11 protein-coding genes and 1 riboswitch are annotated in these 17,091 nt (G+C 64.6%); of the genes, 8 read left to right on the top strand and 3 right to left on the bottom strand.

Annotation, left to right across the window (positions count from 1 at the left end):
- Nucleotides 1-2 precede the first annotated feature (2 nt).
- The 5 genes from IPG63_09080 (at nt 3) to tkt (ending at nt 9,155) form a co-directional block, all read left to right on the top strand.
- Nucleotides 3-527, top strand: coding sequence for a pilus assembly protein PilP (locus tag IPG63_09080; protein ID MBK6727396.1), 525 nt, complete (start codon nt 3-5; stop codon nt 525-527).
- Nucleotides 528-542: 15 nt separating this feature from the next.
- Entirely contained in the window at nt 543-2,786 is a 2,244-nt protein-coding gene (locus IPG63_09085; GenBank protein ID MBK6727397.1) for a type IV pilus secretin PilQ, read from the top strand.
- A 48-nt stretch (nt 2,787-2,834) separates the two neighbouring features.
- A complete protein-coding gene (locus tag IPG63_09090; protein ID MBK6727398.1) occupies nt 2,835-5,729 on the top strand; it encodes a hypothetical protein in 2,895 nt (964 codons plus the stop codon).
- A 109-nt stretch (nt 5,730-5,838) separates the two neighbouring features.
- Nucleotides 5,839-7,029, top strand: coding sequence for an EAL domain-containing protein (locus IPG63_09095; protein ID MBK6727399.1), 1,191 nt, complete (start codon nt 5,839-5,841; stop codon nt 7,027-7,029).
- A gap of 122 nt (nt 7,030-7,151) precedes the next feature.
- Nucleotides 7,152-9,155: a transketolase gene (gene tkt / locus IPG63_09100; protein ID MBK6727400.1), complete on the top strand. Its 2,004-nt coding sequence runs from the start codon at nt 7,152-7,154 to the stop codon at nt 9,153-9,155.
- Between the two features lie 68 nt (nt 9,156-9,223).
- Here tkt and gcvP read toward each other — a convergent pair whose 3' ends face one another.
- From gcvP to IPG63_09115, 3 genes are all read right to left on the bottom strand, one after another.
- Nucleotides 9,224-12,103, bottom strand: a complete 2,880-nt coding sequence (gene gcvP, locus IPG63_09105) for an aminomethyl-transferring glycine dehydrogenase (protein ID MBK6727401.1) — start codon at nt 12,101-12,103, stop codon at nt 9,224-9,226.
- Between the two features lie 193 nt (nt 12,104-12,296).
- Nucleotides 12,297-12,397, bottom strand: a riboswitch (glycine riboswitch).
- Nucleotides 12,398-12,424: 27 nt separating this feature from the next.
- Entirely contained in the window at nt 12,425-13,186 is a 762-nt protein-coding gene (locus IPG63_09110; GenBank protein ID MBK6727402.1) for a zinc-dependent peptidase, read from the bottom strand.
- Nucleotides 13,187-13,189: 3 nt separating this feature from the next.
- Entirely contained in the window at nt 13,190-13,459 is a 270-nt protein-coding gene (locus IPG63_09115) for a hypothetical protein (GenBank protein ID MBK6727403.1), read from the bottom strand.
- 194 nt (nt 13,460-13,653) lie between these two features.
- Between IPG63_09115 and IPG63_09120 the strand changes: the two genes are divergently transcribed.
- Genes IPG63_09120 through IPG63_09130 form a run of 3 tightly spaced genes read left to right on the top strand, consistent with a single transcriptional unit; the run spans nt 13,654 to nt 17,077 of the window.
- Entirely contained in the window at nt 13,654-15,474 is a 1,821-nt protein-coding gene (locus IPG63_09120) for a DegV family EDD domain-containing protein (protein ID MBK6727404.1), read from the top strand.
- The gene (gene plsY, locus IPG63_09125) at nt 15,471-16,106 is read left to right on the top strand and encodes a glycerol-3-phosphate 1-O-acyltransferase PlsY (protein MBK6727405.1); all 636 of its coding nucleotides are present in this window, start codon (nt 15,471-15,473) and stop codon (nt 16,104-16,106) included. The genes IPG63_09120 and plsY overlap by 4 nt, the downstream gene beginning before the upstream one ends.
- Nucleotides 16,103-17,077, top strand: coding sequence for a biotin--[acetyl-CoA-carboxylase] ligase (locus tag IPG63_09130; protein MBK6727406.1), 975 nt, complete (start codon nt 16,103-16,105; stop codon nt 17,075-17,077). Before plsY ends, IPG63_09130 begins: the two co-directional genes overlap by 4 nt.
- The last annotated feature ends 14 nt before the right edge of the window (nt 17,078-17,091 follow it).

Raw genomic sequence — 17,091 nt, forward strand, 5'->3', positions numbered from 1 at the left:
ACATGCGACTGGAAACCTCCGTTCCTGCAATCGCTCTCGGATTATCGCTGTTGCTCGGCGGTTGCGCCAAGGGTACCCGTGATCTCGAGGAACAGCTCTACGAGATCCGTTCTCGTCAAGGGGCACCGGTTGAGCCGCTACCGGCAATGCGTGAATTTCCCCCGTTTCCCTACGCCGCGTTCGAGTTGCGGGATCCGTTCGCGCCCTTCAGCGAGGACGAGAACGCGCCTTCAGGCGGCGGTGTTGGTCCGAAGCCCGATCCGGACCGACCGAAGGAGTACCTCGAGTCCTATCCACTCGATAGTCTCGACATGGTCGGAACTCTCGGCACCGTCAACGAATTGACCGCGCTGCTGAATGACCCGGACGGAGTGGTGCACCGGTTGCGGCCTGGCAACTACATCGGCCAGAACGATGGGCAGATCACCGCCATCTACGAAGACAGAGTTGACTTGGTGGAATTGGTTTCCAATGGCAATGGCGGTTGGATCGAGCGTCCTGCGTCGATCGCGCTGGACGATGAATAATCAGGAGTGGCACGCATGAGCACACAAACGATCACGCAACGGCTCGCGCAACACATTGATGCCGGCTTGCTCACGACGCTCGGTCGTACGGTCATCATCACAGCACTGGCGTTCATCTCGGTTGGCGCGCTCGCGTCCAATCGGGTCGAGGACATCAGTTATGCGTCGACGCCGGATGGGACGACGGAGATCACGATCCGGCTGGCCAGTCCGCCGCAGGCGCCACGGGCCTTTGCCACGGAGTCGCCGCCGCGAATCGCCGTGGACCTGGATGACACCCAGAACGGATTGACCGAGCGCCGCATCAATGTCGGCAGTGGCGCTGCGGCGTCGGTCTCGGCGGTGGAAGCGGGAGGGCGGACGCGAGTTGTCGTAGAGCTCTTCCACCCCGCTGCGTTCGAGTCGCGGATCGACGGCAATAGCCTCATCCTGGCGATCGCGAGGGGTGCTGGCAAAGTCGAGACGCCCGCGGTCGGCAGCGCAACCGCCGGAATTCGCCAGCCCAGCGTGACGCAAGTCGACTTTCGCCGCGGAACTGCGGGCGAGGGACGCGTGATCGTCAACTTCGACAAGGATGGCGCCGGCACTGACCTGCGTCGCGAGGGCAACAAGTTGATCGTGGACCTGTTTGATGTGAGCCTGTCGAACGACTTGCCGATTCGCCTGGACGTGACCGACTTCGCGACGCCGGTTCAGTTCATCGAGACGCGAGCGCGCGGCGGCGCGCGCATGGAAATCCAGACCACCGGTGCGTTCGAGCACATGGCCTACCAGACCGGAAATGAACTGGTGGTCGAGATCGCAAAAGTCACGGCAAAGGACGATGAGCGCAAGAAGCTCGGCGAGCCGGTCGAGTACGATGGTACGCCGGTTACTTTCAACATCCAGGACATCCCGGTGCGCTCGGCATTGCAGCTGATCGCCGATGTCTCCGAGTTGAACATCGTGGTAGCCGACAGCGTGAGCGGAAACGTCACCTTGCGACTGGTCAATGTTCCGTGGGATCAGGCGCTCGACATCATTCTTCAGGCCAAGGGCCTCGACAAGCGCAGCCAGGGCAATGTCGTCTGGATTGCCCCGACCGCCGAGATCGCGCAACGCGAGCAGGCGATAGAAGACGCGCGCATCGCACTGGAAGACCGCGCTCCGTTGCTGACCGAATACATTGCCGTGAACTACGGCAGTGCCCAGGACATCGTAAAGCTGCTCACTGAAGATGCAATTCAAGCAACACAGCAGGGTGGGGGTCAGCAGGCCCAAAACCTGGAACGCGGGTTTTTGTCGAAGCGCGGCAGCGTCACTTTTGACAAGCGCACCAATACGCTATTGGTGAACGACACGGCCGAGAAGATCAAGGAGCTGAAGGATCTGATCGAATTGCTGGATCGTCCAGTCGATCAGGTGCTGATCGAGGCGCGTATCGTTGTTGCCACGGACACGTTCTCCAGAGAGCTTGGTGCGCGCTTCGGTGTATCTGGTGCCTACGAGGACCACCATGGCAACGTCATCACATCGTCGGGAACGGTCCAGGGGACCGACCAGATGATCAATGCGGCCTTGGCCAATCGGCTGGCAGGTCGTTCCAGCGGGCTTCCCGTAGCAACGCCGGGGGCGAATGGCTCCGGGATTTTCGGCCCGGCGCTTTCGAACCGACTGAATGTCAATCTGCCCGCGTCAGCTGGTGCCGGGAGCTTCGGCTGGTCGGTGCTGGCAGCGGACTATATTCTTGACTTGGAACTGTCTGCGCTCCAGACCGAGGGCAGGGGCGAAGTCGTGGCGAGTCCGCGGGTTATCACTGCGAACCAGCGCGAGGCCGTCATCAAGCAAGGCGACGAGGTGGGCTACGTGACCATTTCGGCATCGGGTGGAGGTGGTGGCATTCCGATTCCGCAGGTCCAGTTCAAGGAAGTGCTGCTGGAGCTCAAAGTCACGCCAACCATTACTCAGGACGACCGCATCTTCCTGGCCATGAATGTGAAGAAGGACGAGCTTGCTGGCTACGTCTCCACCTCGATCGGCGACGTGCCGCAAATCAACAAGCGCGAGTTGAATACGGCGGTGTTGGTCGACAACGGCCAAACCGTTGTGCTTGGCGGTGTGTACGAGTTCAAGACCCGCGAGGACCTGGCCAAGGTGCCGTTCCTCGGGGATATCCCCGCCATCGGCAATCTGTTCAAGAAAAAGTCGCGCTTAACATCCAAGGCGGAGCTGCTCATTTTCGTAACGCCCAAGATCCTGCGCCAACGGGGCAAGAAATGATCGGAATCATGACCAATTTGAACTCGGGTACAGAACGTGGAGATCGACATGACTAAGTTCGCGAAGGCAGTGGGCGCATGGCTGGCCGCGCTCGCGCTGGCCAGCTGCGGTGGCGGTGGCAGTAGCGGCAACGATGGTGGCTTTACGGCACCGGGGTTGCGCGTGGTGGTATCGCCGGCACAGAGCCAAACCACCCCGTTCGCGCTGGTCGATGTGCCGGTACGCGTGACCTCGTCAAACGGGACTGCCGTCTCCGATGGCACGCAGGTGACGGTGCAGGTCTCGTCCGGCAGCATCGGCTTGGTGTCCTCGCTGCAACGCGTCGGCACCGGACCGTTCATTGGCGAGCGCATCACGGCCACGACCAGCGGTGGCACCGCGCTGTTCCGCTTTCACAGTCGCGCTGTAGGCGCCATGACGCTGACGGCGACTGCTGTCAATTCGGCAGCTGGCTCGGCTCAGGTGTCGGCGACGGCCGGTATCACCATCTCGGCTGGAGCGCCAGCCGATCCACGGTTGAGTCTGGTTGCGCAAACAACGTCGCTGCCGCTCAACCGATTCGGGGTTTCTCCCTTTATTGGGTCGCCCTTCATGAGCGAGATTACCTTGACATGGCGGCGTCTGAACGGCGAGCTCGTGACGGTCGTTCCCTCCGGCCGTACGCTGACCGCTGCCGTCTCGGTCAATCCGGTCAATCCCGCCGGCGGCTTCTCCATGCTGGACGATCCGGAGACCATAGATGACCCGTCTACTCCGGAAATCGAAAACAACGAGTTCCTGACCATCATGGGTCAGGCGCCTGTCGACGTGGTTGCGGGCAAGGCCAACCTTTTTTTCCACAGCTACAACGAAGCTGGGACGGCGGTAATGACGGTCACCACGCAGGATCCGGACACCGACGAGACGGTCCAGACGCAATTGACCTTCGTCACTGTTTCCGGCCTGCCGCCGCTCCCAGCCTCGATCGATCTCAGCCGCAACGGTCGATACCTTTACGCCAATGATGCGCCAGGCAATCACGTGGAGCATATCCAAGCGTACGTCTACGACGGTTCCGGAGCCAAGGTGCCCGATCCGGGCACGAGTTCCGCGCCTGTAAACAACGTCGAAGTGGAAATCGTGGCGGGAGCGCAGGGCGGCGAACGTCTGCGGTCCGTCAACGCGCAGGGCCAGACCATGACTGCGGGGACCGTCCGTGCGCGGACATTGCAAGGCATCGCTGGTTTCTCCTACGAGGCGGGAACCCGGGTCGGTACGTTCCAAATTCGGGCTACCAGTGATCGTGCGGACAATAACGTCGATAACGGCATCTCGGACGCAGTGTCTTCGCTGATCAGTGTGACGGTCGGGGACGGGCGGCTGTTTGACCTCGATATCACCACGGCGACACAGGAGGCGATCACCGAGATCGTGTTTGACGACGGCGTGTCGCAGTCGAACACCGGGTCGTACCTGTTCAACGTGGCGGCTCTGGCGACAGATCGCTACGGCAACCCCGTGACCTCCGGTACTGAGATCCGGTTTGGGGCTATCGACGGGCCGCAGAGCGGAGGTGATTTCGCGATCCATGGTGGTGACGGCGATCCGCAAGAAGGAGGTACCGCGTTCACCGCTCCCACGGGTGCGTTCAAGACGGCCGGGGGCGGCGCGGGTCCCAATGACACGTTGATCGTATTCGGCGAGGAGTCGAACGGGAATCGCGATCTGGAAAGCGCGCGCCGAGTTGCTTCGGTGCCGACCAACACGAGTCTCACGGTCGCGCAGAGGTTCAATCACAACGATGACACGGGCGCCGCAGTGAACAATGGCCCGGTGCTTCCGTACGTGATTGGTCGTGCGCAGGACGCGAATGTGACAGCCTCGGCCCTCACTGACCAGAACGGCGTGGTGTTCGCACAGATGGCCTACCCCGCTTCGAAGATTGGCAAGCTGGCGATTCTTTATGCACAGGGCAATGGCGACATCGTCAACGGCGCGCCAGAGCTGGTGACCGATGCCGAGTACCTGCGGCTCCCGGGCATGTCTCCGGGGACGATCTTGGCCTCGCCGGATCCGATTGCCGGCAATTCCACGGTCGGCGTGCAGGTTTGCGTGCTGGACGCGAGGGGCCAGGGAGTGCCAGGCGCGCGCTTGATGTTCACCTTCGAGAATCTGTTCGGACAAGGCAGTGTCGATGGAGTCGCGAACCAGGGGCAGCTTGCAAATCTGACCGGATCTGATGGATGTGTAATCGCCACAGTGTTGACATCGGGTCTGCCGCAGTCCGACGCCGAGCAAGGCAAGCTCCGCTTCAGCCTCGGATCCGTCAGCGACGACATCAGCATTCGGGTCAACAACAATTGGTACCTGTATGCATTCCCGAGCCGTACCTCTGGCGACGGAGCACGGATCTTCACCCTGCGCTTGGTCGACTCTTCGGGCGTCCGTGTGCCCAACGTGCTTATCGTTGGAACCTGTGAGGCCAACTCGCCGCAGTTCCTGAACATCAGCACGCATCCGGGACTGACCAACGCCCAGGGCGAAACCATCACAGTTATCGATGCAGAAGGTTTCGATCTGGTTGGTGGCAGCGGCGGCAGCGATGCAGGTTGCACGTTCCGCACTATCAACAACGAGGCTGACGTAGAAATCGTTTGGGGAACCCGTGATATTTGCGACTACTTCAGTCCGTCGCCGCCAGCTGGTTGCGATTCGGCCAATATCGAGGTGGTGATGAGCACGGGCGGCAACGTTATGTCGACCAATCCGTCGACAGCGTTGAACTGCAACGGCCCCGGCACTTGCGTGGCCACGTTCAACCCGTTCGCCAATATCGTCCTCGCGGCGTCCGCGAATGCGACTTGGGGTGGGGCTTGCGCAGTGTGCGGTGCCGGTGTTCCGATTTGCACAGTCGCACTGGGTGCGGCGGGCAGCACGACGAGCTGCAACGTGAGCATTCCGTAGTCTCACGCGCACGGTGTGTTTGGAACGAAGGCCGCCTCAGGGCGGCCTTCGTCTTTGGGACGGCGCTGCGCTGCGCTGTTAGCATTCCGCTCAGCGTGGAGAGTCGCCGATGGGAACCAAGCGCCTGCAGTTCAGTCCCGGTGAGGTCGTGTTCCGCGAGGGCGATCCGCCCACATCGGCTTACCTGGTCGAGTCCGGAAAGGTCGAGATCCTGACGCAGCAGGATGGAATTCCGCTGGTGCTGAGCATCCTCGGGCCGGGCGATTTGCTCGGAGAAATGGCGGTGATCGATGATGCGCCGCGTACCGCCACCGCCCGTGCGCTGACCGAGGTGCGTCTGATCGAAGTCGATCGGGCGCAGATCAACGAGCGCATCGAGGCCTCCGACCCGATCGTGCGCGCACTGCTGAAGGGTCAGTTGAACCGGTATCGTTCAGCACTGAATGCCCTGCGCAGCGGCGAGGCACCGGTGGTGGTGAGTTCGAGCGGCGAGCACAGCCTCGACGCGGATGGCTATGACGACACGGCCGTGGCCAAGATCCACCTAGAGACGCAATTGCGCGACGCGCTGAACAACCGCACGCTCGAGGTGCGCTTCCAGCCGATCTATGAGATCCGCGAGCAACGCATCAGCGGCTATGAGGCGCTGGTGCGCTGGACGCATCCGGTGCGCGGCGCGATTTCTCCGGCTGAGTTCATCGCGCTCGCCGAGGAAACGTCGCTGATTTTGCCGGTCGGCGAATACGTGCTGGATCGGGTTGCGGAAACTCTGGCCAGACTTTCCGAACTCGGCGTCGATCCCCTGCCATTCATGGCGGTCAACATGTCCGGGCGTCAGCTTGCCGAGGCCGACATGCTGTCGGCGGTTCAGGGTGCTTCGGCGCGCCATGGCATCGATCCGTGCGACATCAAGATTGAGGTGACCGAAAGCCTGATGCTCGACTTCGAACGTGTCGGTGAACTGATCGCCCGCTGCGACGCGCTGGGGATCAAGGTTGCGCTCGACGACTTCGGCACCGGATACTCGAATCTCGGACATCTGCACAAGCTGCAGTTCTCGACCGTGAAAATTGATCAGGGCTTCGTGCGCCAGATGCTGGAGGCGCCCCGTTGTCATGCGATTGTTCGCGCCATCGTGCAGATGGTGCACGCGCTCGACTCCGACATCGTGGCCGAAGGAGTGGAAACCGAAGCCCAATTGCAGGCCCTCGGTGCGCTCAACTGTCGCTACGCGCAGGGTTACCTGATCGGTCGGCCACAGACCTTCGAAGAAATGCGCCGCAACCACGGGATCGACTAAGGGCGTGCTGGCGAATTGGGGGCGGCAGCCAGCGCCGGTTGCCGCATGCAACGGCTGCCGGGACAATGGCGATCCGCGCGCAGAAAGAGACTGCGCCCATCGTAGACCCTGAGAGAGATCCCATGCCGAACCGTCGTGATCTGGCGAACGCCATCCGTGCCTTGTCGATGGACGCCGTCGAGGCAGCGAAGTCCGGTCACCCGGGCATGCCGATGGGCATGGCTGACATCGCCGAGGTGCTGTGGAACGACTTCCTGCGGCATAACCCGACCAATCCGCGCTGGGCGAACCGCGACCGTTTCGTGCTCTCCAACGGGCACGGTTCGATGCTGCTGTATTCGCTTTTGCATCTTGCCGGGTACGACCTGCCGATCGAACAACTGAAGGCATTCCGGCAACTGCATTCGAGGACGGCCGGACATCCAGAAGCACACGAGCATCCGGCGATCGAGACCACCACCGGGCCACTGGGACAGGGCTTGGCCAATGCGGTGGGCATGGCGCTGGCCGAGAAGCTGCTGGCGGCGCGTTTCAACCGGGAAAGCTTCGACATCGTCGATCACAACACCTACGTCTTCCTCGGTGACGGTTGCTTGATGGAAGGCATCTCGCACGAGGTTTGTTCACTCGCCGGCACGTTCAAGCTGGGCAAACTGATCGCGCTGTACGACGACAACAGCATCTCGATCGATGGCGATGTGCGCGGCTGGTTCACCGATGACACGCGTGCGCGCTTCGAGTCGTACGGCTGGGAAGTGATCGCCGGTGTCGATGGGCACAACGCCGAGGCAATCAAGGCGGCGCTGGTCTCGGCCGCGCTCGATCCGGCCAAGCCGACCTTGATTTGTTGTCGCACCACCATTGGCTTTGGAGCGCCGACCAAGGCCGGCAAGGAGAACTCGCACGGTGCGCCGCTCGGCAAGGAAGAAATCGCTGGCGCTCGCGCGGCGCTGGGCTGGGCGCATGCACCGTTTGTGGTGCCGGACGAGATCTACGAGGCCTGGAACGCGAGTGCCCGCGGCAGTCGCTGGGAAGCCGAGTGGCAGCAGATGTTCGCGCGCTACGAGCAGGCGCATCCGGATCTGGCCGCCGAGTTTTCGCGGCGCGTGAGCAGTTCCCTGCCCGCGGATTTCACCGCCAACGCGCTTGCCTACGCGCGCAAGCTGCAGGCGGAGGGGCCGGTGGTGGCCTCGCGCAAGGCCTCGCAGATGACGCTCGACGCATTCGGACCGCTGTTGCCGGAATTGATTGGCGGCAGCGCCGACTTGGCGCATTCCAACCTGACCCTGTGGAAGGGATCGAAGAACGTCAACAGCGACCCGGCGAACGGCAACTACATCCACTTCGGCGTGCGCGAGTTCGGCATGAGCGCAATCGCCAACGGGCTGGCGCTGCATGGTGGTTTCGTTCCCTACGACGCCACCTTCCTGGTGTTCAGCGACTACGCGCGCAACGCCGTGCGCATGAGTGCGCTGATCCCGGCGCACGCAATTCATGTGTACACGCACGATTCGATCGGCCTCGGCGAAGACGGTCCGACGCACCAGCCGATCGAACACCTCGCCTCGTTGCGCTATATCCCGAACAATCCGGTCTGGCGCCCCTGCGACACGGTCGAGACGGCCATCGCGTGGAAGCATGCGATCGAACGCAAGGCCGGCCCGAGCTGCCTGGTGTTCAGCCGCCAGAACTTGCCGCATCAGTTGCGCAGCGACCAGCAACTGCTCGACATTGAGCGCGGGGGCTACGTGCTGCTCGACCCGCTGAACGCCAAGGTCGAGTTGATCCTGATCGCTACCGGCTCCGAAGTCGGTCTGGCCATGGACGCGGCGCGCGTACTGGATGGCGAAGGCGTCGGCGTGCGCGTGGTGTCGATGCCATGCACGCAGATCTTCGACGCCCAGCCGATCGAATGGCGCGAAGGCGTGCTGCCTTCCTGGTGCCGCGCCCGCATCGCCATCGAAGCCGGCGTCAGCGACTTCTGGCGCAAGTACGTCGGCCTCGACGGCGCCGTCTTCGGCATCGACCGCTTCGGCGCCTCGGCCCCGGCCGAGAAGCTCTACCCGTACTTCGGCTTCACGGTCGAACGCATCGTCGAAGCCGCACGCAAGCAACTCGGGCGCTGAGTCCCTGCGAGCGGTGAGAAGCAACGGCGCATCGCTGCGCCGTCGCCATTCTCAGCCGATCCGGCAACTCACGCCGCCGCGTCGCGGTACTCGTTGGGGGTGGGGCAGATGCAGACGAGGTTGCGGTCGCCGTAGGCGTTGTCGACGCGGTTGACCGGGCTCCAGTATTTGTCCTGGCGCGACATGCCGCCGGGGAACACGGCTTCTTCGCGTGAGTAGGCACGGGTCCATTCGGCGTCGGTGAGGTCATGCACGGTGTGCGGGGCGTGGCGCAGCGGGCTCTGTTCGATCGTGAAGCGGCCGCGCTCGACATCGGCGATTTCGTTGCGGATCGCGATCATCGCGTCGCAGAAGCGGTCGATCTCGTACTTCGATTCCGATTCGGTCGGTTCGATCATCAAGGTGCCGGGTACCGGGAAGCTCATGGTCGGTGCGTGGAATCCGTAGTCGATCAGGCGCTTGGCGATGTCGTCGACGCTGACGCCGCTGCTGTTCTTGAGCGCGCGCGGATCGACGATGCATTCGTGTGCGACGCGGCCGTTGTGGTTCTTGTACAGCACCGGGAAGTGCGCATCGAGACGCGCGGCGATGTAGTTGGCGTTCAAGATTGCGACTTCAGTCGCGAGCTTCAAACCGGAGCCACCGAGCATCAGGATGTAGGCGTAGCTGATCGGCAGGATCGAGGCCGAGCCGTACGGCGCGGCGGAGACCGCGCCGACCGGCGCACTGCCGCCATCCAGTTCCGGGTGGCCCGGCAGGAACGGCGCAAGGTGCGCCTTCACACCGATCGGGCCCATGCCCGGACCGCCGCCACCGTGCGGGATGGCGAAGGTCTTGTGCAGGTTCAGGTGCGACACATCGGCGCCGAACTCGCCCGGCCGGCTCAGCCCCACCTGCGCATTCATGTTGGCGCCGTCCATGTACACCTGCCCGCCGTGGCGATGGATCAGGTCGCAGATCTCGCCGATGCGTTCTTCGAACACGCCGTGGGTCGAGGGATAGGTGACCATCAGCGCCGCAAGGTTGGCGGCATGCCGCTCGGCCTTGGCGGCGAGATCGGCGACATCGACGTTGCCTTCCGCGTCGCAGTCCACGACCACGACCTCCATGCCGACCATCTGCGCCGACGCCGGATTGGTGCCGTGCGCGCTCGATGGAATCAGGCACACCTTGCGATGGCCTTCGCCGCGCGACAGGTGATAGCCGCGGATCGCGAGCAGCCCGGCGTATTCGCCCTGTGCGCCCGAGTTCGGTTGCAGCGAAACCGCGTCGTATCCGGTGATCTCGACCAGCCAGCGCTTCAGGTCTTCGCACAGCTCGCGATAGCCATGCGCCTGCTCGGCTGGTGCGAACGGGTGCAGGTTCGCGAATTCGGACCAGGTGATCGGGATCATCTCGGCGGTGGCATTCAACTTCATCGTGCACGAGCCGAGCGGGATCATCGCGCGATCGAGCGCGAGGTCGCGGTCGGCGAGCTTGCGCAAGTAGCGCAGCAGCTCGGTTTCGGTGCGGTAACGGTTGAAGATCGGGTGCTTCAGGCAGCTGCCCTTGCGCGCGAGGTCGCCCGGAATGGCATCGACCGCATCGACTGCAATCTCGGCCAGGCGCAGCTTGCCACCGAACGCAGCCCACACCTGTTCGACCACGGCATCGGTGGTCGTCTCATCCAGCGCGATGCCCAAGCGGCCGTCGCTGAACTGGCGGAAATTGATCTTCGCGGCGAGCGCGTGTTCGAGAATCGCGGCGCCATTGGCACCGGCGTCGACCGTGATCGAATCGAAGAATGCGGCCTGGTCGACCTTGAAACCGAGCTTGCGCAGCCCCGCGGCGAGCACTGCGGTGCGGCGGTGCACGCTTGTGGCGATTGCCTTCAGGCCCTCGGGGCCGTGATACAGCGCGTACATCGATGCGATCACCGCGAGCAGCACCTGCGCCGTACAGATGTTCGAGGTCGCCTTCTCGCGACGGATGTGCTGTTCGCGCGTCTGCAGGCTGAGACGCGCCGCGGGCTGGCCGCGCGAATCGATCGACAGGCCGATGATGCGGCCCGGCATCGAACGCTTGATTGCGTCGCGCACCGCCATGTACGCGGCATGCGGACCGCCGTAACCCATCGGCACGCCGAAGCGCTGGGTCGAGCCGATTGCCATGTCGGCGCCGAGTTCACCGGGTGGCGTGAGCAGGGTCAGCGCCAGCGGATCGGCGGCGATCACGCTGATCGCGCCGGCCGCCCTCAGCTTCGCGATCGCCGCGCGGAAGTCACGGACATCACCGCGCGTGCCCGGATACTGGAACAGTGCACCAAACACTGCCGAGGCATCGAGGTGTCGGTCGGGGTCGCCGACGATCACGTTCCAGCCAAGCGGCTCGGCACGTACCTTGACCACCGCGATCGTCTGCGGGTGGCAGTCGGCATCGACGAAGAAGGTCTTCGACTTCGACTTGCGCGAGCGCTCGGCCACAGCCATGGCCTCGGCGGCGGCGGTGCCTTCGTCGAGCAGGGAGGCGTTGGCGACATCGAGCCCGGTCAGCTCGGCAACCATGGTCTGAAAGTTCAGCAGGGCTTCGAGGCGACCCTGCGAGATCTCCGGCTGGTACGGCGTATAGGCCGTGTACCAGGCCGGGTTCTCGAGGATGTTGCGCTGGATGACTCCAGGCACCACCGTGCCGTGGTAACCCTGACCGATCAGCGAGGTGAACACCTGGTTGCGTCCGGCGAGTTCACGCAGGCGCGCGAGGGCGTCGACTTCGCTGAGCGCTTCGCCCATCGAACTCAGCAGACCCTGCATGCGGATGCTGGCCGGCACCGTCTGTGCGATCAGTTCGTCGAGGCTGGCGATGCCGATGGCGTCGAGCATTTCGCGCTGCTCTTGCGGCGCGGGACCGATATGGCGATCGGCGAAGTCGCGGGCGACGTGGGGCTGGCGCAGGGAAACCGGTGCGGACATGGCGGGCTCTCGAATGGGGGGATGCGGAATCGACGCCCGGTGGTTCGTCGCACACGCCCTTCGACAGGCTCAGGGCGAACGGAAACCGCCGATGCATCGAGTGGATCACCCCATCTGTATCCGTGCCTGAGAGCGTTATCCCTTCGGCGGACGCCTGCACCTCACGGATGCGCGCCTCTTTCCAGATGATCTGCTGCTGCCTGCGGTCCTTCTGCCTGAGAGTTTCCGGGGCGGTTGCTCCTTCGGCGCCGACGCGGACACGAGGTCCACACCGGTCTCTCCCGCAAGCGGCGCGGAGATTACCACGCACACCCGTGGTGCTTAGCGTTGGCCGCTGTAGAAGCCCTGAAATTCCTCAAACACCGCCGGGTCGAGGGCACGCAGCGACTCGGGATCGGAGAAGTAGGCTTCGGTCGCGACGGCAAAGAACTCTTCCGGTGATTCGGCGGCGTAGGGGTCGATGGCGGTCTCGGGCTTGGCGTCGACCTCGTCGGCTTCCTCGACTTCGGCGCGCAGGCGGTTGAAGGCGTCCTGCATCACCGCGATCCAGCGCCGGCGTGTGTCCAGGTCGCGAATCACCGGCACGCCGTCGCAGGCACCATCGCGCGCGTCGATCTTGTGCGCGATCTCGTGCAGGATCACGTTGCAGCCGGAAAACGGCTCGGCCAGATCGGCTTCGATGTCGGCAACCGACAGAATGATCGGGCCCGATTGCTCGTCGGCTTCGCCGATCAGGTCTTCGTCGAACTCGTGCGCGACGCCGTCATCGTCATGTTCATGGCGGCGCACACGGAACGCGCCCGGGTACAAGATCAGGTCGCGCCAGCCGGACAGGACGTCGTCGCCCAGATGCAGCGCCGGCAGGCAGCACAGGGCTGCGACGATGTGCTGCAGGCGCGGGTCGATGTCCAGCCCGTGCATGCCATGAAACCGCTTCTGTGCGAGAAAGGCGTCGACGTGACTGCGCAACCGAGCCCGTGATCCGGTATCGAGTTGTGCGACCAGTTGGGCTTCGCGTTCGATCCGCGCCCAATCAGAGTCGCCAAGTGCCACCGGCGCGGTGCGCCGCAGCCACCCGAACATGGTTCAGCTGACGGACCTGAGCGAGCCCGGCAACAGCGCCTTCCAGCGTTGGCGCGCGGCCCGGTTGTTGCTGGGCTTTGCTGCCGGCGTCTCGCCAGTAGCCGGGGCCGCCTGCGGGGCGGCAGGCGTGGCCAACCCGGCGTCTCCCGCGCTGGCGTCCGGGCAGGGCGTCTCCGCCTGTTCAGCCTCCGGAACCGACGCGCGGGCAGACACGTCCGTGCCCGCCGAAGCCAGGATCAGAGCCAGCGCGAACATCAACACGGGGCGGGACATCCGGATCTCCTCGTCACGAGCGGGCAGATGGCCGGTCGCTTGGATGCGATCGTGACCATGGGGTCAGCAAGTTACAAGTGCATGGGATTCGCGAGGAAGGCAAAAGGTTGCATTTTTCGATGCTGCGTCGCAGCAAGCGCGATCCGGCGCCGCTGCCTACACTCGGCCTTCGAGTCGAACAGGGAGAGCAGCGCGTGGCTGCACAGATCAGCGTGCAACGCCTGTCGGGCTACGGTCTGCGTCGGGCACTGACGGCCGGCATCCAGCGCGTGATCGCCCGACGCGACGAGATCAACCGCATCAACGTGTTTCCCGTGCCCGATGGCGACACCGGCACTAACCTCGCGTTCACCCTCAGCGCGGTGCTGCAGGGCGTACGCGCACCGAAGCTGGCCAGTGCCGGCGAAGTGCTGCGTCGTGCGGCGTCGGAGGCGATCGATGGTGCGCGCGGCAATTCCGGGGCGATCCTCGCGCAGTTCTTCCAGGGCGTGTCCGAAGCCATGGGTCCGAGCAAGCGACTGACGCCCGAGGCGCTGGCGCGCGCGGTGGCACGTGGCGCCGCGTTGGCGCGCGAAGCCATGGCCGAGCCACGCGAAGGCACCATCCTCAGCGTGATCCATGCCTTCGCGCTGGCACTGCGCGAGCAGGCGGACCGTGGCCGCGATTTCCGCACCGGTTTCCGCAACGCGCTGACGGTAGCGCGCGAAGCGTTGCGCCATACCCCGGAGCAGCTCGCGGTGCTGCGTGCGGCCGGAGTGGTCGATGCCGGTGCCATGGGTTTCGTCGATCTGCTCGAGGGCATCGACGACTACATCGTCCAGGGCCGCAGCGTGCTAAGCGATTCGTTGCCCGAGGAACTCTCCGCTGCGGGTGTGGACACCGCAAGCGGCGCCGAATACACCGAGGGGCACCGCTTCTGTACCGAGTGCATGGTCAGTGGCGATGGCGTCGACCGCGGTGCGCTCAAAGCCGCACTGTTGGCGTTGCCGCTGTCCAGCCTGGTGATCGCCGGCACCCGCGAGAAGGTGCGTGTCCATGCCCATCTGGACGAGCCGGCGACACTGTTCGAGGCCGTCGGCCGTTTTGGTGTGGTCTCGCGCGAGAAGGCCGACGACATGCGTGCGCAGTCGAAGTCGGCGCATTCGCGGCGCGAGCAGGTGGCGATCGTGGCCGACTCCGGGGCCGACATCCCGGCCGAGGCGATGGATCGCTTGAACATCCATCTGGTGCCGGTGCGCCTGTCGATTGGCGGCCGCGACTTCCTCGATCGCGTGTCGATCTCGCCGCGCGAGTTCTATCACGAGCTGCGCACCAGTCCGGTGCCGCCGCGGACCTCGCAGCCGCCGCCGGGCGATTTCCGGCGCCTGTTCGAGTTTCTGTTGTCGCACCATGAGCGCGTGGTGGACGTGTCGCTGGCTGCGGGTCTTTCGGGAACGCTTCAGTCGGCCGAGAGCGCGGCGGCACGCACCGATGCCCAGCGCATCACCGTGTTCGACAGCCGCAACGGTTCCGCCGGCCAGGGCCTGCTCGCGATCTGGGCGGCGGAAGCGGCGCAGGCCGGGCTGCCGGCGGAACGCATCGTCGAGGGTCTTTCGCGCATGCGCCCGCGCAGCGTTCTGTATGCGGTGGTTCGCGATGTCGGTTACGGCGTGCGTGGCGGGCGTGCGCCGAAGCTGGCGGGGCCGTTGTCGCGGCTGCTGCGGTTCTCGCCGCTGGTGAAAAGCAAGCCCGACGGCCGCATCGGACTCGCGGGCGCGGTCTGGGGGCGCGAGGACCTGCCGGAGAAGTTCGCACGCAAGATCGCGCGCCGACTCGATCCGGCGCGCACCTGGCGCTTCATCGTCGGCCACTGCGATTGCGCGGAGGACGCCGAGCGGGCGCATGCGGCACTGCTGCGTGCGGTGCCGAAGGTCGATCGCGCCTGGATCATGGAAGCCGGTGTGGCGATCGGCGTGCATGCCGGGCCGGGATCGCTGGTGATCGGCGTGCAGGACTACGAGCCGCCAGCGCCGTGATCCTGCTCGTCGGCAAGATCGTGCTCGCCTACCTGCTCGGCTCGGTTTCCGGCAGCCTGGTACTCGGGCGTCTGCGCGGTGTCGACATCCGCACGCTCGGCAGTGGCAATGCCGGTGGCACCAATGCGCTGCGCACCCAGGGCTGGAAGTTCGCGCTCGGTGTGGCGCTGATTGATGTGGGCAAGGGCGCTCTCGCGAGCTGGATCGGCCTGCAGGGGGTCGCCGATCCAGCGCTTGAACTGCGCGTGGCCATGGCCTGCGGCATGGCGGCGGTGCTCGGCCATGTCTGGCCGCTGTTTCACGGTTTTCGCGGCGGCAAGGGCGTGGCTACCGTGATCGGTGCGCTGCTGGTGTTGTGGCCGGCGTTGCTGTTGCCGATGATCGGCGTGTTCGCGCTGGTACTGACCACGACCGGCTACGTCGGGCTCGGTTCGATTCTCGCCGGGCTGACGATGTTGCCGGCCATGCTCGTGCTCGGCGGCGGCCAGGCCAGCCTCGAGTGGTGGGTCGCTGGCGTGATCGTGGCGCTGTTCCTGTTGTTCACGCATCGGGTCAATCTGCAGCGCTTGCGCGCCGGCAACGAGCATCGCTTCGAGAAGGCGCGCGTGCTGGCGCGACTGTTCGCTCGATGAATTCGCAGTCGCTCAGCGCACTGCTCGATCTGCTGGCGAATGGCACTGCGCACCGCGGCGAGGACCTGGCGCGCGAACTTGGCATGTCGCGCGCTGCGGTGTGGAAGAAGATCGAAGCGCTGCGCGCGCTGGGCGTCGAGATCGAGGGTCGTGCCGGCTCCGGCTACGCGCTCGCGCGACGCATTGAGCGACTGGATGAACCCGCCATCCGTGCCGCGCTTGCCGCGTCGACACGGACGCGATTGCGGCAGTTGCGCATCGTTGCGGTGACCACCTCGACCAACGCCGATCTGAAACTCGAAGCGGAACGGCTCGGCTCGGGCTCGGTGCTGCTGGCGGAAGCGCAGACCGCCGGCCGCGGTCGGCGCGGTCGCAGCTGGGCATCGCCGTTTGCGGCCGGGTTCCTCGGCTCGGTGTTCTGGCGCTTCGAGCGCGGCTTGTCCGATCTCGGCGGGCTCAGTCTCGCGCTCGGCATCGCGCTTGCCGAAGCCTGGCGCGCGCAGGAGGTCGACGTGCGCGTGAAGTGGCCGAACGACCTGTACATCGATGGACGCAAGCTCGGCGGCGTCCTGATCGAAGCGGGAGGTGAATTTCATGGGCCGAGTCACGTCGTGGTCGGGCTTGGCTTGAACATCGTTTTGCCGGCTTCGGTGCGCGAAGGCCTCGATCAGCCGGTCACCGACCTCTACGCCAACCTGGCGTCGCCGATGTCGCGCAACGCAGCCATTGCCGTGTGTATCGACGCGCTGTTCGGGGCACTGCTCGAGTTCGAGCGTGAAGGACTGGCGTCATTCGTGGCCCGCTGGCCTGCAGTCGATGCACTCGCTGGCCGCGCGGTCGATGTGATCGAGGCACAGCGTCGCTGGCATGGGCAGGCCTGTGGCATCGACGAGCGCGGCCGACTGCGCGTGCAGGTGGGCGACCGGGTGCAACACGTGGATGCGGGCGAGGTTTCGGTGCGGCTCACCTGAATCAGAGCGCGTCT

The organism is Lysobacterales bacterium (assembly GCA_016703225.1).
Classification (GTDB): Bacteria; Pseudomonadota; Gammaproteobacteria; order Xanthomonadales; family Ahniellaceae; genus JADKHK01.